This window comes from Micromonospora sp. WMMD1082 (genome assembly GCF_029626175.1).
GTDB lineage: Bacteria > Actinomycetota > Actinomycetes > Mycobacteriales > Micromonosporaceae > Micromonospora.
The window spans coordinates 5,106,065-5,124,069 of the sequence record NZ_JARUBM010000002.1; the positions used below are offsets into that span (position 1 = coordinate 5,106,065).

General features: G+C 71.8%; 16 protein-coding genes and 1 pseudogene. 10 read left to right on the top strand and 7 right to left on the bottom strand.

The genetic code is table 11. From position 1 onward, the window contains the following. Both O7615_RS23525 and ugpC read left to right on the top strand, forming a co-directional pair. Positions 1-834, top strand: a complete 834-nt coding sequence (locus O7615_RS23525) for a carbohydrate ABC transporter permease (RefSeq protein WP_278179958.1) — start codon at positions 1-3, stop codon at positions 832-834. Between the two features lie 39 nt (positions 835-873). After that, positions 874-2,082, top strand: a complete 1,209-nt coding sequence (gene ugpC / locus O7615_RS23530; protein ID WP_278179959.1) for a sn-glycerol-3-phosphate ABC transporter ATP-binding protein UgpC — start codon at positions 874-876, stop codon at positions 2,080-2,082. A 95-nt stretch (positions 2,083-2,177) separates the two neighbouring features. On the opposite strand, the gene O7615_RS23535 is transcribed toward ugpC, so the two are convergent. Together O7615_RS23535 and O7615_RS23540 are read right to left on the bottom strand one after the other, a co-directional pair. Next, positions 2,178-2,393 carry a hypothetical protein gene (locus tag O7615_RS23535; RefSeq protein WP_347405098.1) on the bottom strand — a complete coding sequence of 72 codons (216 nt, stop codon included), beginning with the start codon at positions 2,391-2,393 and terminating at the stop codon, positions 2,178-2,180. An 83-nt stretch (positions 2,394-2,476) separates the two neighbouring features. Further along, positions 2,477-2,704 carry a hypothetical protein gene (locus O7615_RS23540; protein WP_278179960.1) on the bottom strand — a complete coding sequence of 76 codons (228 nt, stop codon included), beginning with the start codon at positions 2,702-2,704 and terminating at the stop codon, positions 2,477-2,479. Positions 2,705-2,721: 17 nt separating this feature from the next. Here O7615_RS23540 and O7615_RS23545 point away from each other — a divergent pair, with 17 nt between their 5' ends. The 4 genes from O7615_RS23545 to O7615_RS23560 all read left to right on the top strand — a co-directional run bounded on the left by O7615_RS23545 (position 2,722) and on the right by O7615_RS23560 (position 5,935). Further along, on the top strand, positions 2,722-3,552 hold the full coding sequence (locus tag O7615_RS23545; protein WP_278179961.1) for an ATP-binding cassette domain-containing protein: 831 nt from the start codon (positions 2,722-2,724) through the stop codon (positions 3,550-3,552). 9 nt (positions 3,553-3,561) lie between these two features. Continuing rightward, positions 3,562-4,323 (top strand): ABC transporter permease, encoded by a 762-nt coding sequence (locus O7615_RS23550; protein ID WP_278179962.1) that lies wholly within the window; start codon positions 3,562-3,564, stop codon positions 4,321-4,323. Between the two features lie 54 nt (positions 4,324-4,377). Next, positions 4,378-5,148, top strand: coding sequence for a MerR family transcriptional regulator (locus O7615_RS23555; protein ID WP_278179963.1), 771 nt, complete (start codon positions 4,378-4,380; stop codon positions 5,146-5,148). A 118-nt stretch (positions 5,149-5,266) separates the two neighbouring features. Next, a complete protein-coding gene (locus O7615_RS23560; RefSeq protein ID WP_278179964.1) occupies positions 5,267-5,935 on the top strand; it encodes a class I SAM-dependent methyltransferase in 669 nt (222 codons plus the stop codon). A gap of 44 nt (positions 5,936-5,979) precedes the next feature. Here the strand turns inward: O7615_RS23560 and O7615_RS23565 are convergent, their stop codons facing one another. The 4 genes and pseudogenes from O7615_RS23565 to O7615_RS23580 form a co-directional block, all read right to left on the bottom strand. Beyond that, entirely contained in the window at positions 5,980-7,719 is a 1,740-nt protein-coding gene (locus tag O7615_RS23565) for an L-lactate permease (protein ID WP_278179965.1), read from the bottom strand. 157 nt (positions 7,720-7,876) lie between these two features. After that, complete coding sequence (locus O7615_RS23570) at positions 7,877-8,968, bottom strand: winged helix DNA-binding domain-containing protein (RefSeq protein ID WP_278182209.1); 1,092 nt, start codon at positions 8,966-8,968, stop codon at positions 7,877-7,879. A gap of 343 nt (positions 8,969-9,311) precedes the next feature. Then, the gene (locus O7615_RS23575) at positions 9,312-9,902 is read right to left on the bottom strand and encodes an HAD-IA family hydrolase (protein WP_278179966.1); all 591 of its coding nucleotides are present in this window, start codon (positions 9,900-9,902) and stop codon (positions 9,312-9,314) included. 40 nt (positions 9,903-9,942) lie between these two features. After that, positions 9,943-10,430, bottom strand: a pseudogene (locus tag O7615_RS23580) (GNAT family N-acetyltransferase). Between the two features lie 134 nt (positions 10,431-10,564). Here O7615_RS23580 and wrbA point away from each other — a divergent pair. Continuing rightward, positions 10,565-11,182 carry an NAD(P)H:quinone oxidoreductase gene (gene wrbA / locus O7615_RS23585; protein WP_278179967.1) on the top strand — a complete coding sequence of 206 codons (618 nt, stop codon included), beginning with the start codon at positions 10,565-10,567 and terminating at the stop codon, positions 11,180-11,182. A 157-nt stretch (positions 11,183-11,339) separates the two neighbouring features. Here wrbA and O7615_RS23590 read toward each other — a convergent pair whose 3' ends face one another. Beyond that, the gene (locus tag O7615_RS23590; protein ID WP_278179968.1) at positions 11,340-13,250 is read right to left on the bottom strand and encodes an anthranilate synthase family protein; all 1,911 of its coding nucleotides are present in this window, start codon (positions 13,248-13,250) and stop codon (positions 11,340-11,342) included. Positions 13,251-13,508: 258 nt separating this feature from the next. On the opposite strand from O7615_RS23590, the gene O7615_RS23595 reads away from it, so the two are divergent. From O7615_RS23595 to O7615_RS23605, 3 genes are all read left to right on the top strand, one after another. Continuing rightward, entirely contained in the window at positions 13,509-14,894 is a 1,386-nt protein-coding gene (locus O7615_RS23595) for an FGGY family carbohydrate kinase (RefSeq protein WP_278179969.1), read from the top strand. Between the two features lie 124 nt (positions 14,895-15,018). After that, on the top strand, positions 15,019-17,532 hold the full coding sequence (locus O7615_RS23600; protein ID WP_278179970.1) for a nitrate- and nitrite sensing domain-containing protein: 2,514 nt from the start codon (positions 15,019-15,021) through the stop codon (positions 17,530-17,532). Between the two features lie 5 nt (positions 17,533-17,537). Beyond that, positions 17,538-17,951, top strand: a complete 414-nt coding sequence (locus O7615_RS23605; RefSeq protein ID WP_347405130.1) for a roadblock/LC7 domain-containing protein — start codon at positions 17,538-17,540, stop codon at positions 17,949-17,951. Positions 17,952-18,005: the final 54 nt, after the last annotated feature.

An 18,005-nucleotide genomic window follows, 5' to 3' on the forward strand; every position in this document is an offset into this window, starting at 1 on the left:
ATGGCTGACACCACCACCCGGGCACGCGTGCGCTGGGGCCTGCTGGACGTCGCCGTGGTCGTCTTCGCGCTGACCCCGGTGCTCTGGATCATGTCGCTGTCGTTCAAGACGCCGGCCACGCTGACCGACGGGAAGTTCGTCCCTCGGGAGTGGACGCTGGAGAACTACCGGACGATCTTCGCCACCGACCAGTTCGTCCGAGCGTTGATCAACTCCATCGGCATCGCGCTGATCGCCACCGTGATCGCCGTGGTGCTCGGCGCGATGGCCGCGTACGCGATCTCCCGGCTGGACTTCCCGGGCAAGCGGGTGCTGATCGGCGTCTCCCTGCTGATCGCGATGTTCCCGCAGGTGTCGCTGGTCTCTCCGCTGTTCGAGATCGAGCGGCAGTTGGGCCTCTTCGACACCTGGCCGGGCCTGATCCTGCCGTACATCACCTTCGCGCTGCCGCTGGCGATCTACACGCTGTCGGCGTTCTTCAAGCAGATCCCGTGGGATCTGGAGAAGGCGGCCAAGATGGACGGCGCCACCCAGGCACAGGCGTTCCGCCGGGTGATCGCCCCGCTGGCCGCGCCGGGGCTGTTCACCACGGCGATCCTGGTCTTCATCTTCTGCTGGAACGACTTCCTGTTCGCCATCTCGCTGACCTCCACCGAGCGCTCGCGCACGGTGCCGGTCGCGCTGTCGTTCTTCACCGGCGCCTCGCAGTTCGAGGACCCGACCGGGGCGATCTGCGCCGCCGCCGTGGTGATCACCGTACCGATCATCCTGTTCGTCCTCTTCTTCCAGCGCCGCATCGTCTCCGGCCTGACCTCCGGCGCCGTCAAGGGATAGGTGAGTCAAAATGCGAAGCCAAGGGATCAGGTGGTAACGGTGGCTGACATCGTGCTCGACAAGGTGAGCAAGAAGTTCCCCGACGGCACCACGGCGGTGCGGGACGTCGACCTGGAGATCGCCGACGGCGAGTTCGTCATCCTGGTCGGTCCCTCCGGCTGCGGCAAGTCCACCACCCTGAACATGATCGCCGGGCTGGAGGACATCAGCGCCGGTGAGCTGCGCATCGGCGGGGAACGGGTGAACGACAAGGCGCCGCGCGACCGCGACATCGCCATGGTCTTCCAGTCGTACGCGCTCTACCCGAACATGACCGTCCGGGAGAACATGGCGTTCCCGCTGCGGCTGGCGAAGCTGGACAAGGCGACGATCACGCGGAAGGTCGAGGAGGCGGCGAAGGTCCTGGAGCTGACGCCACTGCTGGACCGCAGGCCGGCCAACCTCTCCGGCGGGCAGCGGCAGCGGGTGGCGATGGGCCGGGCGATCGTCCGCCAGCCCAAGGCGTTCCTGATGGACGAGCCGCTGTCCAACCTGGACGCGAAGCTGCGGGTCCAGATGCGTACCGTGGTGTCCCGGTTGCAGAAGCAGCTCGGCACCACCACCGTCTACGTCACCCACGACCAGACCGAGGCGATGACCCTCGGCGACCGTGTGGTGATCATGCGGGGCGGTGCGGTGCAGCAGGTCGGCCCGCCGCAGGAGCTGTACGACCATCCGAACAACCTCTTCGTGGCCGGGTTCATCGGCTCGCCGTCGATGAACTTCCTGCCCGCCACGGTCGAGGAGGGCACGCTGCGTACCGCCCTGGGCGACGTGCCGGTCGGCGACCGGATCGGCCGCGAGCTGGCGGACGCCGACGCGCCCCGGGAACTGATCCTCGGCATCCGGCCCGAGCACTTCGAGGATGCCGAACTGGTCGACGAGGAGACCCGCCGCCGGGGCATGGAGTTCGAGGCGCCGGTCGACATCGTGGAGTCGATGGGCTCGGACAAGTACGTCTACCTCGCCGTCGAGGGGGAGCGGGCCACCGCCGCCGATCTGGAGGAACTGGCCGCCGACGCGGGCGCCGCCGACTTCACCGGCGCCGGCTCGAACCTGATCACCCGGCTGTCGGCGGAGTCGACCGTGACCGAGGGAGAGAACCGCCGGGTCTGGTTCAACCTGGAGAAGATCCATCTCTTCGACCCGTCGAACGGCCGGAACCTCACCCTGCACGAGGGCCGCTCGGCGGGCGCCCTGGCTGCCTGACGCCGCGCGGGATTGGGGTATTGAGGGGGTGCGCGAAGAGGGGACCCGCCCTGCGCCTGCGACGGGGGGATGTCGCGGGAGCGGGGCGGGCGTCTTCACGTCGCCGGACGGACGGGCACCCAGTCCGTGAAGCGTGTGTTTACCTCTGCCGGGGACGCACCGGAATCCAGCGCGGCAAGTTGTGCAGTGGCCTCCTCGCGCAGCGTCACCAGGTAGATCATGAGTGCCGGCTTGTTGTCCTTGTACTCGGCCAGCAGCCGCAGCTTCGCCGGGAACACGGCCACGGAATTCCGCACGCCGCGCAGCGCCACGTCGGGCGGGACGGTATGTGCGCTACCAATCGGCCACTTACCCGGTCACGTTCGCGGCGGCGGGCAACTGCTGCGTCAGCCGTTCAGGTCGTTCTTGATCGGTTGCCCGCACTCGTCAGCGTCGAGCGCGCCGATCCCGTCCGCTGGAGGAACTCGCGGGCACGGTCGAGGTCGGCGAGCTTGCGGTAGCACTCACTCTGGTTGAGGCGCAACGACGCATGCAGGGCGGCTACCGACATCGGTACCCCGGCCTGTGCCGCCCAGTCGTCGCGAGCAGGCTGCTTTCGGGCTTGACCCTGACGCAGCGTCAACCCTGCATGCTGGCGCCATGTCCGAGGAATCTCAGCTCACCGTGCGGGCCAGCCTGCCCGCGATCCAGGTGCGGGGCCTGGTGAAGTCGTACCAGAAACTGCACGTGCTGCGCGGCGTCGACTTCGATGTGGCGCGGGGCAGCATCTTCGCCCTGCTCGGCTCCAACGGGGCCGGTAAGACGACGGTCGTCCGGATCCTGTCCACGCTGCTCCGGTCGGATGCGGGTACGGCCAGCGTGAATGGGTTCGACGTCGCCACCCAGGCGGCCAAGGTGCGGGAGTCCATCAGCCTGACGGGCCAGTTCGCGGCCGTCGACGAGATCCTCAGCGGGCGAGAGAACCTGGTGCTGGTCGCCCGGTTGCGGCATCTGAGGAATCCGGGCCGGATCGCGGACGAGTTGCTGGCCCGCTTCGCGCTGACCGATGCGGCCAGGCGGAGGGTATCGACGTACTCCGGGGGCATGCGCCGCCGCCTCGACATCGCGATGAGCCTCATCGGGAGCCCGCCGGTGATCTTCCTCGACGAACCGACGACCGGGCTCGATCCGCAGGCGCGACTTGAGGTGTGGCAGGCCGTCAGGGAACTCGCCAGGCAGGGTACGACGGTGCTGCTCACCACGCAGTACCTGGACGAGGCCGAACAGCTCGCCGACCGGATCGCCGTCCTGCACCGGGGCCGCATCATCGCCAACGGCACCCTCCCCGAACTGAAGCAACTGCTGCCGCCCGCCAAGGTCGAGTACGTCGAGAAGCAGCCGACCCTCGAAGACGTCTTCCTCGCCATCGTCGGCACCGACAGCACCGACTCCAGCGAAGGCGTCGCCAGTCCCACCGGCACGAACAGCTGAGGACCATCGATGACCAAGCACTTCTTCGGCGACACCATCGTCCTGCTGGGGCGGTCCCTGCGGCACATCAGCCGCAGCCCGGACACCATCATCACGACCGCGATCATGCCGATCGCATTCATGCTGCTGTTCGTCTACGTGTTCGGCGGCGCGATCCAGACCGGGTCGGACAGCTACGTGAACTACCTGCTGCCCGGCATCCTGCTGATCACCGTCGCCTCGGGCATCTCCTACACCGCGTACCGGCTCTTCCTGGACATGAAGGGTGGCATCTTCGAGCGGTTCCAGTCCATGCCGATCGCGCGTCCGTCGGTGCTGTGGGCGCACGTGCTGACCTCGCTGGTCGCCAACCTGTTCTCGCTCGTGGTGGTGGTGCTGGTAGCCCTCGTGATGGGCTTCCGCTCGGGTGCCAGCGTGTTGGACTGGTTGGCGGTCACCGGCCTCATGATGCTGTTCACGCTGGCCCTGACGTGGCTTGCCGTCATCCCGGGCCTGACCGCCACGTCCGTGGACGGGGCGAGCGCCTTCTCCTATCCGCTCATCTTCCTGCCGTTTGTCAGCTCGGCCTTCGTACCCACGGAGAGCATGCCCGGCCCGGTGCGCACCTTCGCCGAGAATCAGCCGGTGACCTCGATCGTCAACACGATCCGCGGCCTGCTCGCCGAGCAGCACGTCGGTGGCGACATCTGGATCGCCCTCGCCTGGTGTGCCGGCCTGTTTGTCGTCGCGTACGGCGTCGCCATGGTTGTCTACCGCCGCAAGATCAGTTGACCCTGCTATCGCCAGAACAGGTGCCCATGTCTCCTTCTCGTGCAGGCTGACACCATGCTGACGATCGGACGGCTGGCGTCCTATGCCGGGGTGACCATCCGCGCGGTGCGGCACTATCACCAGATCGGGCTGCTCCAGGAGCCGGAGCGCGACGCCTCCGGCTACCGGACGTACGACGCGGTGGCGGTCGTGCGACTCATCCGGATCCGGACCCTGGCGGAGGCCGGGGTCCCGCTGGCCCGGGTCCGCGAGTTGCTCGACGCGGACCCCGAGACGTTCGCCGCTGCGACCACCGAGATCGACCGGCGGCTACGCGCGCAGATCCGCACGCTACAGGAGCACCGGCGGCGAATCGCGCGGCTGGGCAGCGGCGATTCCCTGGCTGTCCCGGAGGAGGTGGTCGACTACCTGGACCGTCTTCGCGCCGCCGGTGCACCGCGCATGCTGATCGAGGGTGAGCGCGACGCGTGGATCCTGATGGCGGCCCGCTGGCCGGACACGATCCCGGCGGTCATGGCGGCGAAGGTGGCCGAGCTGGCCAACCCGAAGGTCGTCCGGCTCTACCAGCTCTTCGGGCGGATCGCCGACAACGGCGAAGACGACGAACTGTTGCGCGAAACGGCCGACCTGATGAGCGAACTGTTCGAGCAGGCGTCGGCTAGCGGGGAGCTGGACCGGCAGGACGAGGTCATGCCCGACGAGGCGTTCATCCACCTGATGGACGCGTTCGCCGATGCCGCCCACCCCGCCGTCGCGCGGCTGCGCGAGATGATCGCCGAGCGTGGTTGGACCGGGTGGACCCGGATAGCGAAGCGCGAACCCTGACCGTCACGCCGTGATCCCCGCAGCCGCAGTCCGATCGCGTACCCGGGTGACCCTGCCGGAAAAACCTGGCCCCCGCAAGGCGTGTCGCGCCGAGTGGCGGGGGTGGTGCGATGATTCTGTGGCGTCTTTCGCGGTTTTCACCCCCGGTGATTTCCATGGCGTACGGCGTGCCTACGACACGGTGGCAAAGGACTACGCCGCCTACTTCCCGGACACCCGGGCGGAGACGTCACTCGACCTCGCCATGGTCGACGCGTTCGCCGAGGCGGTGCCCTCCGACGATGACGCGCGGGTGCTCGACGCCGGGTGCGGCACCGGCCGGATGAGCCGGTACCTGGCCGACCGGGGCTGCCGGATGCAGGGGGTCGATCTGTCGCCGGGCATGGTCGCCATGGCCCGCAGGGACAATCCGGATCTGGCGTTCGCCGTGGGCTCGTTGACCGAGCTGCCGTACCCGGACGACCGCTTCGCTGGCGTACTGCTGTGGTATTCGATCATCCACACGCCGCCTGCCGGCCAGTCGCGGATCTTCGCGGAGGCCGCCCGGGTGCTCCGTCCGGGTGGGCACCTGCTCGTCGGGTTCCAGTCCGGCGAAGGGATCCGCGACGTGGCCCCGGCGTACCGCCGGTTCGGCCACGAGATCCAGCTTGACCGCCACCTCTACCTCGCCGACCAGGTCGCGGCCGAGTTGGCGGCGGTCGGGCTGCGCGAGGTGTGCCGGATGGTGCGGCGCGCCCGCGACACGGAACGGGACGACCACGCGGCCCTGCTCGCCCAAGCCCGGTGAGCTGACGCCGGCCGACCTCAACCGGGGGCATCCCGGCGGAGCCACTACGGCACCATCCAGCTCAGCAGCGGGGTCGCCTGCAAGCCGACGAGCAACGCCATCGCGCAGATCAACACCACGCTCCAGCCGAACATGCGGCGGAACAGGTCGCCCTCGCGGCCGTTCAGCCCCACCGCGCTCGCCGCGATCGTCAGGTTCTGCAACGAGATCATTTTGCCGACCACGCCGCCGGACGCGTTGGCGGCGGCGAGCAGCACCGGGTCCAGGCCGGCGCGCTGCGCGGCGGTGACCTGGAGCGCACCGAACAGCGAGTTGGAGGACGTGTCCGAGCCGGTGAGCGCCACACCCAGCCAGCCGAGGATCGGCGAGAGCAACGCGAACAGGCCACCGGCGCCGGCCATCCAGGTGCCCAGCGTCGCGGTCTGCCCGCTGCCGTTCATCACGAACGCCAGCGCCAGCAGTCCGCAGACGGTGAGGATCGCCCAGCGCAGCGAGGCCAACGTCTGCCCGTACGCGACGAGCGCGGTGCGCGGGGTGACCCGCAGGATCGCCATCGTGACCAGGCCGGCCAGGACCAGCAGCGTGCCGGTCGAGGAGAGCCAGTTGAACCGGAAGACCGGCAGCGTCGACGGTGCGCCGGACACGGTCAGCAGGTGCAGCCCGGGCCAGTCGAAGGTCACGGTGACCGCGTTGAGCGCGTCCGCGATCGCGGGCACCTGAGACAGGCCGAAGATCGCCACGATCACCAGGTACGGGGCGTACGCCCGCCAGACCTCGGCCGGGGCGTCCGGCGGGTGCGGAGCCACCACCCTGCGGCTGGCTACGGCCACCCCACGGTCCGGCCCGCCTGGCGTGCCTGGACCGTCTGGCGTGACCGGCCCGTCTGGCCCGTCTGGCGTGACCGGCCCGACCGGCGCGGGTGCCGCCGGTCCGTCCGTGGCGGCGGTGTCGATCAGCGGGTCGTCGCGGCGCTGCGGCGGCCACACCCGCGCGATCACCGTCACCACCACGGCGCTGACCAGCCCGGCGACGATGTCGGCCAGGGCCATCGCGAAGTAGTTCGAGGTGAGGAACTGCGCCAGCGCGAACGACAGGCCGCAGGAGACCGCCACGTGCCAGGTCCGGCGCAGCCCTCGGCGACCGCCGACCATGCCGACGAGGAGCAGCGGGATGAACAGCGCGATCACCGGCACCTGGCGCCCGGCCATCGCGCCCAGTTCGTCCGTTGGCAGGTCGGTGACTCGTGCCAGTGTGGTGATCGGCAGGCCGAGTGGCCCGAATGCGGCCGGCACGGTGTTGGCCACCAGCGCCACGGTGGCTGCCTTCATCGGACCGAAGCCCAACGCCAGCAGCATCACCGTGGTGATGGCCACCGGCGTGCCCTGGCCGGCCAGCCCCTCCAACAGTGAACCGAAGCAGAACGCGATCACCAGCGCCTGCACGTGCTGGTCGTCGCTGACCCGGGCGAACGAGCGCCGGAGCACATCGAAGTGCCCGCTCGTCACGGTCATCCGGTAGATCCAGATGGCAGTGCCGAATGTCCACACGAGCGGGAACAGTGCGAACGTCGCGCCTTGGCTCGCGGTGAGCAGTGCCTGCCCGGCCGGCATCGAGTACACCAGGATGGACACCACCAGGGCGACGGTGAGCGCGCCGAAGGCGGCCAGCCACGCTCGTACCCGGGCCACGCCGAGCAGCAGGAAGAGCGTCACGATCGGCAGCCCGGCGACGAGGGCGCTCAGGGCCAGCGAGTCGGCGAGGGGATCCAGGATCGGGCGGTACACATGGACCTCCGCAGAGCGACATGTCGGCCGGCCGATCGCCGTACGAGAATTCGCTCATTGTGCCGCGCCGATTATGGTTTTCCTTCTTCGAGCGTGCGCTCTAGGGCAGCAGCCTTGCCGGACCGTCGCCCAGGTCCTGGCTCGCTCGGCGGAGCCCTTATGGAACGCGGCCCAGCTCCCGGCGCCGCCAGGTGACGGCCAGCGGCAGTCCGAGGAAATCGCCGTACCTCCCCAGCGCCTTTTCGACCTGCGCCCGGGCGTCGGCGGCGAGATCGACCAGAGGGCGTACGGCGATCGTCACGCGGGTTTTGCCGAGGCTGCGTCGCCAGGTGCCGACCACCCGGCCGCCCCGCACGACGGTCGCCTGGAAGACGCCGTTGCCACCCGGAATGATCGCCTGCCTGTGCTCCGGGTCGAGCATGAGCGTGCGGTCCTTGTAGCCGAGCAGGTATTCGTCGAAGCCGGGCAGGGCGACCATGTCGTCCACCGTGGTGCGGGGCGCGTCGAGCAGCGGGGTGTGCAGCACCGCCTCGGCGCCGTCGACGCGTGCCGTGGTCAGCTCGTCTCCGGTGGCGGCGATGGCCCGCTTGGCGTCGGCCGCCGTCAGGCCCGTCCAGCCGGCGAAGTCCTGCCGGGTGGTGGGGCCGTGACCACGGAAGTAGCGCAGCGCCAGGGTGGCCAGCGCCTCGTCCCGTTCCGGCTGGTGCTGCCCGGGCGCCCACTCGTCGAGCAGCGCGAACGTCTGCTCGGTGCCGATGCTGGGGGCGATGCAGGTGACGCCCCGCTGGGCCGCATACCACAGCAGGTGGTAGCCGCGTTGGCCGGCGCCGTCGATGCCGGCCCGCACCAGCGCGGCGACGCACTCGGCACGGGTCAGCCGGACGCCTCCGGCCAGGGTGGCGCCCAGCACGTCGGCCGCGCGATCCGCCTCGGCCTCGGACAGCCCGAGGAACTCCCGCCGGCGGGCCGCGCCGGCGAGGGCGCGTACGCCGGTCAACTCCAGCATCCAGCGGGCATCCTGGGCCGGCACCAGGTGGATGGTGCCGCGCATCGGCCAGGTCCGCAACGCCTCGCGGCGCTCCAGCGCGGCGTGCACGTCGGCGTGGGTGGACCCGGGCAGCCGGACGCCCAGCGACCACATGCCGCTGGCCAGGTCCTGTGCCTGCATGGCGCCGAACCACTGCACCACCTCGGCGACCCCGGCGGGCGGGGCGGCGGTGGGGTGGGGGCGCAGCCGGAGGCTGGTCATCCGCAACGCGAGCGCCTCGGCGCCGGTCAGCGCCGTCGAGCCGGTGGGTGCCACGAGATCGGCCTTTCCGTCGGTGGTCGACCGCAGCATAGGCCCGAGCACCGACATCCCGGCGCAGGTGACGCCAGTCTGCGACGATCATCGGCCGGCGCCCCTGATCGCGCTGCGCCAGCGCCGTTGATGGCGGAGCGCGATCCCCCGTTCAGGTACGCCGGCGCGGGGCGGCGACAGGTCGCCGGCACCGGTTGTCATCAGGATGGCGTTTTCCGACCCGTCGGAGAACTGTGACGGAGGCAACTTGCGGATATCTTGAGCAAGTTCGGCGCCGGTGGATGCGACCCGGTCAGCCCTGGCGGGGTTGCGGCACCCGGACCGCGGCCATGCCGGCGGCGGTGGCGGCCTCGATGCCCAGGTCCGCGTCCTCGAACACCAGACAGGAGCGCGGCGGTACGCCGAGCAGCTCGGCGGCGCGCAGGAACGGCTCCGGATCGGGCTTGGGACGGGTGTAGTCCCCGGCACAGACCAGCACGTCGAAGCGGTCCAGGATGCTCAGCGCGTCGAGGGAGGCGGTGACCGCCTCGCGGGTGCTGCCGGAGACCACCGCGAACGGGATCCGCCCGTGCGCGTCGTCGATGTGGTGCAGCACCCCGGGAATGCCGACCGCCGTGGGCAGCAGCTGCGCGAAGAGCGCCTCCCGGCGGGCGACGACGGCCTCCAGCGGCATGTTCAGCTGCTGCTGCTCGTTGAGGGCGGCGACGATGTCGGCGGTCGGCCGCCCGGCCCAGGCGTAGAAGAGCTCCTCGGGGAAGGCACAGCCCCACCCGTCGAGGGCCTGCCGCCAGGCCGTGTAGTGCTGAGGCATCGAGTCGACGATGGTGCCGTCGCAGTCGAAGAGGTAAGCCTGGAAGTCACCGGCGGGCAGGGGTAGCGTCACCGGACCAGGTTAGCCAGTGACGAGGGCGCGCCGTCCGGGCTCAGAGCCGGCGGTACATGACGAGCAGGTCGACGTATCCCTCGGTGGCGTGGTGGAAGCCCTCCGGGATCCGGCCGACCACCTCGAAGCCCAGCGACCGCCACAGCGCCACCGCGCGGGTGTTGACGGCCACCACCGCGTTGAACTGCATCGCCCGGTAGCCGTCGGCACGCGCCTGGTCGAGCACATACTCGCCCAGGGCCCGCCCGATCCCGCGCCCGGACGCCCGGGGGCGACCATGAAGCTGGCGTTGGCGACGTGGTCGCCGGGGCCGAGCTGGTTGGGAGTCAGCTTCGCCGATCCGAGCACCGTGCCGTCCGGGTCGACCGCGACCACGGTGCGCCCCGGCGCCGGCACCAGCCACATGGCCCGGGCGCGCGTCTCGTCGACGTCCCGGGGCCAGGTGTAGGTCTGCCCGGCCGAGACGATCTCGCGCAGGAAGGGCCAGATGCGGGGCCAGTCCCCGGCGGTCGCGATCCTGATCTCCATGGCCGCGAGCCTGCCAGCACGCGGCCGGTCGGGGCCAGTGGAGATGCGGCTGCTCACAGCAGGCCGGCGCGGTGTTTGTCGGCGCAAGCATCGGGTAGTCGCCGGAGTTGACCCCGAACCAGGAAGGACATCCGATGGCGGCACAGGTCAAGGTGGCGGTGATCTACTACAGCGCGACCGGCATCACGTACCAGATGGCCCAGGCGGCGTGTGAGGCGGCCGGCGACGCGGGCGCGGAGGTGCGGCTGCGCAAGGTACGCGAGCTGGCACCGGACGAGGCGATCCGCTCCAACTCCGGGTGGCAGGCGCACCGGCTGGAGACGCAGAACGTCGACGAGGCCGAGCCCGACGACCTGGCCTGGGCCGACGTGGTGATCTTCGGCTCGCCGACCCGGTTCGGCCTGGTCACCGCCCAGCTCAAGCAGTTCATCGACACCACCGGCCCGCTCTGGGAGAACGGGGTGCTGGCGGACAAGGTGTACTCGGCCTTCACGTCCACCGCCACGGAACACGGTGGGCAGGAGTCGACCCTGCTGTCGCTGTTCCACGTCTTCTACCACTGGGGCGGGATCGTGGTCGCCCCCGGGTACACCGAGCCGAGCCAGTTCACCGCCGGCAACCCGTACGGCGCGTCGCACACGAGCAACAACGGGGAGACCGCCCCGGGCCACGTCGCCCTGGCGGCGACGGCGCTGACCGCCAAGCGGGCGGTGCGGATCGGCGGCGCGCTCAAGCAGGGGCTGGCCGGCTGAGCCACGGAAACGGGTCGGGCGGCGGACAACACAGGGGCCACGGCGCGGCCAGCGCGGATCGGGGCCACCGCACAGCGCGGGACCAGCGGCCCGGGCGAGGGCTCTCAGACCCGCCCGGACCGCCGGCCGCCCACACCGCTACCCCGGATCGGCCCGGCTATGCCTGGCTCGCCGTGGACAGCTCGCCGGCCGGCGCCGGCAGCAGGTCCCGCAGCAGGTCGGTCAGGACCGCCACGCCGTCCGGGCTGAGCACCGACTCGGGATGGAACTGCACCCCGGCGAAGCCCCGCCCACGCAGCGCGTGCACCGCACCGTCGGTCTCGTCGCGGGCCAGCTCGACCGGGCCGTACGGGCTGTCGCGGCGGTCGTCGGCGGCGCGGGCGGTGAAGGTGGCGTAGAAGCCGACCCGGCGGGGTGCGCCGAAGAGCGGGACCGTGCGCTGCAACCCCTGATACGGCGCGTCCCGGCGGTGCACGGCCAACCCGAGCAGCCCGGCGAGGAGCTGGTGCCCGAGGCAGACGGCCAGCGTCGGATGCCCGGCATCCAGCAGCTCGGCCAGCAGGGTACGCAGCCTCGTCATCTTCTCCGTATCACCGGTCGGGTCGCCCGGCCCCGGCCCGACCACCACCAGGTCGTACGCCCGCACCCGCTCCTCGGCGTGCCACGGCCGGACGGTTACCGACAGCCCCAGCGCGCCCAGCTGATGAGCCAGCATGCCGGTGAAGGTGTCCTCGCCGTCGACGATGAGGGCCCGGCGGCCGGCCAGGGCGGGCAGGGCGAGGGTGCCCGGCGGACGCTGGTCCAGCCAGAACCGGGCCAGCGGGGCGTTGCGGGCGGCCAGCGCCGCGCGGACCTGCGGATCGTCGGCGAGCCGGACCGCCGGTTGCGGCCCGGCCGGTGCCTGCGGTCCCAGGCCGAGAGCGGCCAGCACCCCGGCGGCCTTGGCATGGGTCTCGGCGACCTCCGCGGCGGGGGTGGAGTGTCGCACCAGCGTCGCGCCGACCGGCACCCGCAGCTCACCGGTGGGGGACAGCTCGGCCGTGCGGATGAGGATGGGCGCGTCGAGGGTCTGCCGGCCCGTGTCGTCGTGGCCGAGCAGGGCCAGCACGCCGGAGTAGTAGCGACGGCCGGTGCCTTCGTGCCGGGCGATCACGCGGCAGGCGTTCTCCATCGGACTGCCGGTCACGGTCGGCGCGAACATCGTCTCCCGCAGCACGTCCCGGACGTCCTTCGCGCCGTGGCCGGCGAGCAGGTACTCGGTGTGCGCCAGGTGCGACATCTCCTTCAGGTACGGCCCGACCACCTGCCCGCCCCGCTCGGCCACGGTGGCCATCATCTTCAGCTCCTCGTCGAGGACCATGTACAGCTCCTCGGTCTCCTTGGTGTCGGCGAGGAAGCGCAGCAGGGCGGCCCGGTCGGCGGCGGCCCCGGTGTGCCGGAAGGTGCCGCTGATCGGATTCATCATCACCAGCCCGTCGTCGACGCTGACGTGACGCTCGGGGCTGGCACCGACCAGGGTGCGCGCGCCGGTGTGCACCACGAACGTCCAGTAGGCGCCCCGCTCCCGCAGCAGCAGCGATCGCAGCGCGGCCAGCGCGGCGGTCAGCGGCGCACCCTGCACCCGGGCACGCAGGGTGCGGTGGATGACGAAGTTGGCGCCCTCACCGCGGCCGATCTCCTCGGTGAGCACCCGGGACACGGCGGCCGCGTATGCGTCGTCGGTGATGTCGAAGGCGGCGCCGGTGGTGCGTACTGGCGTGTCGGGCAGCGCCCGGCAAGCGGTGGCCAGCGGTACCCGGTGATGGCGTTCGATCCGCAGGCACTCCAGCGGTACACCGTCGTCGACGCAGGCGAAGCCCCGCTCGGCGATCTGCCGGTAGGGCACCAGGGCCAGCGTCGCCGGGCCGGCAGTCGCGTCGGGCAGCGGGATGTCGGCGAGCCGGTCCACGGTCCGCACGGTGCCGGTGAACAGGTCGAGGTGGTCGGCGCCGTCGCGGCGTACCAGCGCGAACGGGCCGGGATCGGTGCCGGCGGCGAGCGCGGCGAGCAGGTCGGTCAGGGGGTCCATCGGTCGGTCTCCTCGGGCCGGGCCGCCGCCGTCGGAGGCGGCCCACGGGCCGGGACTGACCGGCGGCCGCCTCGTCGGGCGGCCGCGTGGGAAGAGCTACGCGCGGGGGTGGGCCGCCGGGTCGGCGGGCCACCAGCAAGACAATCGCGCGGGCATGTGGTCATCCTACGCGTCGCACGGACGGCGCGGAAGCCGATCGGCGTACCCGGGTGCCCGGTGACGTTGTCGCGTCGGGATCACCGGGTACGTTGACCGGCGATGAAGATTCTCGCGCTGGACCTGGGCACCTCGTCGGTGCGAGGGCTCGTGCTGGACGGCGATGCCCGGCCGCAGCCGGGGGCACTGGCGCGTCGCGGCGTGGTGCTCACGGTCGACGACGAGGGCGGCGGAACCCTCGACGCCCGGGGCTACCTGGCCTGTCTGGTCGAGTGCCTGGACGAGCTGAGCGGGCAGGGCCGGCTGGACGGCGTGGAGCTGGTGGCGATCAGCGGCCAGTGGCACTCGGTGTTGCCGCTGGACGCGGCCGGTGAGCCCCTCGGCCCGGTGCTGACCTGGCTGGACACGCGACCCGTGCCGTCGGCGGCGGCCACCGGCCCGGCCGACCCGGACGCCTTCCACCAGCGCACCGGCACCTGGTGGCACCGCTGCTACTGGTCGGTGCGGATGCCCTGGCTGCGGGCGCACACGGGCGCCCGGGTGGCCCGCTTCACCGGCCTGGTGGAGTACGTGCTGGCCCAGCTGCTCACCGACGCGCCGATGTCGATGTCCCAGGCCTCGGGCACCGGCCTGCTGGATCTGCGCACCCTGGACTGGGACGCCGAGGCCCGCGCGCTGGCCGGCAGCCACGGTGCGGACCTTCCCGAGCTGGCCCCCCGGGACTGGCACGGCCGGCTGCGCGCCGAGTACGCCCGGCGGTGGCCCGCGCTGGCGCGGGCGCGGTGGGCCCCGCCGCTCGGTGACGGTGCCGCCTCCAACGTCGGCTCCGGCTGCGTCGAGCCCACCCGGGCCGCGGTGACCGTCGGCACATCCTCGGCGGTGCGGCTGTTGCAGCGGATGCCCGCACACACCGACTTGACGGCCCTGCCGCACCGGCTGTGGCGCTACCGCGTCGACCACGACCACGTGGTCACCGGGGCGGCGTACTCCTCCGGCGGGAACCTGTTCGCCTGGGCCGAGCGGGAACTGCGGTTGCCCACCGGCACGGCGCTGGACGCGGCGCTGGCGTCGTTGCCGCCCGACGGGGGCCGGCCGGCGGACATCCACTTCGGCGGCGACCGCCCACCGGGCGGCCAGCCCGCCGGCCTGGGTGAGCTGCGCGGGCTGGGCTTCGGCACCACGGCCGTGGAGATGCTGGCCGGGCTCATGTACGGGGTGTGTGAGCAGGTCGTCGACGACCTGGCGGTGCTGGAGTCCACGGTGGGCCGGCCGGTGGAGGTGGTCCTCGGGGGTGGTGCGATGGCCGCGTCGGTGTGGTGGCGACAGGCCTTCGCGGCGGTGCTGGCACCCCGGCGGGTCCGGTTCGGGCGGCACCCGGAGATCGGGGCGACCGGCGCGGCGCTGGTGGCCACCGGCCGGATCGCCGATGCCGTGACGGTGGCCGACATCGGCCGGACGGGTGATCAAGCCTCGGCGACCTCGGCATAGGGTGGCGCCGGCGGTGCCCTTCCTGAACCCTTCGTAAGGGCAGGGCGTTGACACTGCTCGGGGGCCTGGTTGGATGGACGGCGCTCCCCGGGCCGCGGCGGACGCGTGGGGGGAGGAGGAACGTGTGGGTGTAGGACCGGAGCAGGCGCACGGCGTGTCGCAACACCGCCGGCGCCGGTTCGACGTCCGGGTGGTACCCCACCGGCGTCGCTCCCCCCTGCGCCTGCAGGACTGGCGGATGCGCACCAAGCTGGCGACGGTGCTGGTCATCCCCTCGGTCGCCTTCCTGGTGCTGGCGGGTGTGCAGACCCAGAGCCTGGTCAGCCGGGCCAGCACGCTGGGCGACTTCGCCGCGCAGGTCGGCATCGGGCGGGAGATCACCGCGTTGACGCACCGGCTGCAACAGGAGCGTGACCGTACCGCCGGCGAGCTGCCCGCCCTGCGTGCCTCCGGCGAGGAGGAGAACGAGGAACTGCTGGCCACGCTGCAGCCGTATCGGGACGCCTCCGACCAGGCGGCGGCGGATCTGCGGGAGGCCGCCGTGCCGCTGGCCGAGGCGGACGCCTCCTGGCGCGACGTCTACGTGGTGGCCTCGCAGGCGTACCAGCAGATCGGGTACATCCGCAACACGATGACCACCGTGCTGCTCAGCGACGACACCATCCTCGGCAACTACCACCGGGCGGTCGACGCGCTGCTGGCCCTGCTCGCACAGCCGACGCCCGGCGCGGACCGGCCGGAGCTGTCCGACGCGGTGCTGCGGTACGTACAGTTCGCTCGGGCGAAGGAACTCTCCTCGCGGGTGCGGGCGGAGCTGTACGCGGCGGCCCGCGCCGGCAGCTACGACTCCCAGGACGCGGCCCAGCTGCCCGACCTCCGGGCGCGTCAGCTGACCGCGCTCGGCGCGTTCCGGATCGCGGCGACGGGCGCGCAGGTGAACCGCTACGACCAGATCAGCCTGGATCCGGCCTTCGTCGCCGCCGCGCGGATGGAGGAGCAGGCGCTGTCCCAGGGCACCGCCGGGTCGTCGGTGCTGAACGCGGAGCAGTGGTGGAACGCCAGCGAGGAGCGCCACGAGCTGTTGCAGCGGTACGAGTCGGAGGTGTTGGCCGCGTCGGCGCGCCAGGCCGACGACGCGAGCGAGACCCAGCTGCGCGAGACGCTGCTGGTGGTCGGCGTGATCATCACGGTACTGATGGTGGCGTTGGTGATCTCGGTGCTGATCGGCCGGTCGCTGGCCCGGTCGATCCGGCTGCTGCGGTCGCAGGCGCTGCGGATCGCGCAGATCGAGCTGCCCGAGGCGCTGTCCCGGCTGCGGTCGGTCTCCGGTGGCGTGCCGCCGATCGAGGTCTCGCCGGCGGTCGTGCGCTCGCTCGACGAGATCGGTGAGCTGGCCGAGGCGTTCGTCGCGGTGCACCGCAGCGCGGTCGGGGTGGCCGTCGAGCAGGCGACCATGCGGCGCAACGTCAACGCGATGTTCGTCAACCTCGCCCGACGCAGCCAGGTGCTGGTGGAGCGGCAGCTGGAGCTGCTCGACGACCTGGAGCGCGAGGAGGGCGACCCGGAGCAGCTGGAGAACCTGTTCAAGCTGGACCACCTCGCCGCGCGCATGCGCCGTAACGACGAGAGCCTGCTCGTGCTGGCCGGCACCGAGTCGACCCGCCGGTGGAACCGGCCGGTCGGGCTGAGCGCGGTGCTGCTGGCGGCCAGCGCCGAGATCGAGCAGTACCAGCGGGTGCGGCACGAGGCGGTGGCGGACCTGCACGTCGTCGGGCACGCCGTGGGTGAGCTGGTGCACCTGCTCGCCGAGCTGCTGGAGAACGCGACCGCGTTCTCCCGGCCGGACACCATCGTGCAGGTGATGGCCCGGGCGGAGGGGCCCGGAGCGGTGATCGAGATCGCCGACCAGGGCCTGGGCATGAGTCCGACGGCGCTGGCCGAGGCGAACGCCGTCCTGGCCGCACCACCGACCGCGGACGTGGCGACCGTCGAGCGGATGGGTCTCTTCGTGGTCAGCCACCTCGCCGCCCGGCACGGGATCGAGGTGCGGCTGCACGGTGGGGCCGGCGGGCTGGTCGTCCGGGTGCGGCTACCGGGTGTGCTGCTCGCCGCGGCGCCACCGCCGAGCCTCGACCCGGCGCCGTCACCGCGAGGGCTGCCCGGCGCGACGCCGCGACCGGGCGCGCCGAGGAACCCCGGACCGGCGGATCTGCCGGTGGCCGGCCGGCGACCGACCACGGTGCCCCGCCAGGCACGCCCGGTGCCGGTACGCGCGGAGGACGTGCTCGCGCCGGCCGTGGCGCCGGCGGCCGGCGGTGGCGGTTGGTGGTCCCGGGAGGGACCGTCGCCGGTGGTGCCGGCGGTCGGTGCCGGGACGCCGGCGCCGCCGGCGGTGCCGGTGACCGCCGGAACGAACGAGCGTGGCCTGCCGGTCCGGGTGCCCATGGCGCAGCTGAGCGCCGTCACCCAGCCGGCTCGCCCGGAACAGCAGCCGGTGCCCCGGCCCGACCCGGATCCGGAGGCGGTCGGCGGCATGTTGTCCAGGTTGTACAGCGGTGTACGGCAGGCCGAGGCTGAGGAGACCACCGAGATACCCATGCCACCGCCCGGGGTATGGAGCGAAGGAGGACGAAGGTGACCACGTTGTCGCAGGAGGCTCGGGATCTGAGCTGGCTGGTCAGCGCGTTCGCGGATCGGGTGCCGGGTGTGGCGCACGCGGTGGTGGTCTCCTCCGACGGGCTGCTGGTCGCGATATCCGACAACCTGCCACGTGACCATGCCGACAAGCTCGCCGCGGTGACGTCCGGACTGATGAGCATCACCGCCGGTGCCGCCCAGATGTTCGACGGGGACGTGGTCAAGCAGACCGTGGTCGAGATGGGCCGCGGCTACTTCCTGGTGATGCAGGTGCGCGACGGTTCGATCCTGGCCACCCTCGCCGCGGCGGATGCCGACATCGGCGTGGTCGGCTACGAGATGGCCCGGCTCGCCAAGCAGGCGGGCGAGATGCTGACCCCGGCGCTGCGTGCCGAGTTGCAGCAGGCCCTGCCCCGCTGACCCGGCTCCGCCGTGCCGCCGGCCGCCTGTCCGGCGGCGGGCGGCCCGGTGCGC

Excerpts from the sequence above, each read along its gene's own strand:
- O7615_RS23525 (WP_278179958.1), top strand. The coding sequence starts at position 1 with ATGGCTGACACCACCACCCGGGCACGCGTGCGCTGGGGCCTGCTGGAC.
- O7615_RS23545 (WP_278179961.1), top strand. The coding sequence starts at position 2,722 with ATGTCCGAGGAATCTCAGCTCACCGTGCGGGCCAGCCTGCCCGCGATC.
- O7615_RS23550 (WP_278179962.1), top strand. The coding sequence starts at position 3,562 with ATGACCAAGCACTTCTTCGGCGACACCATCGTCCTGCTGGGGCGGTCC.
- O7615_RS23555 (WP_278179963.1), top strand. The coding sequence starts at position 4,378 with ATGCTGACGATCGGACGGCTGGCGTCCTATGCCGGGGTGACCATCCGC.
- O7615_RS23570 (WP_278182209.1), bottom strand. The coding sequence starts at position 8,968 with ATGACCAGCCTCCGGCTGCGCCCCCACCCCACCGCCGCCCCGCCCGCC.
- wrbA (WP_278179967.1), top strand. The coding sequence starts at position 10,565 with ATGGCGGCACAGGTCAAGGTGGCGGTGATCTACTACAGCGCGACCGGC.
- O7615_RS23590 (WP_278179968.1), bottom strand. The coding sequence starts at position 13,250 with ATGGACCCCCTGACCGACCTGCTCGCCGCGCTCGCCGCCGGCACCGAT.
- O7615_RS23595 (WP_278179969.1), top strand. The coding sequence starts at position 13,509 with ATGAAGATTCTCGCGCTGGACCTGGGCACCTCGTCGGTGCGAGGGCTC.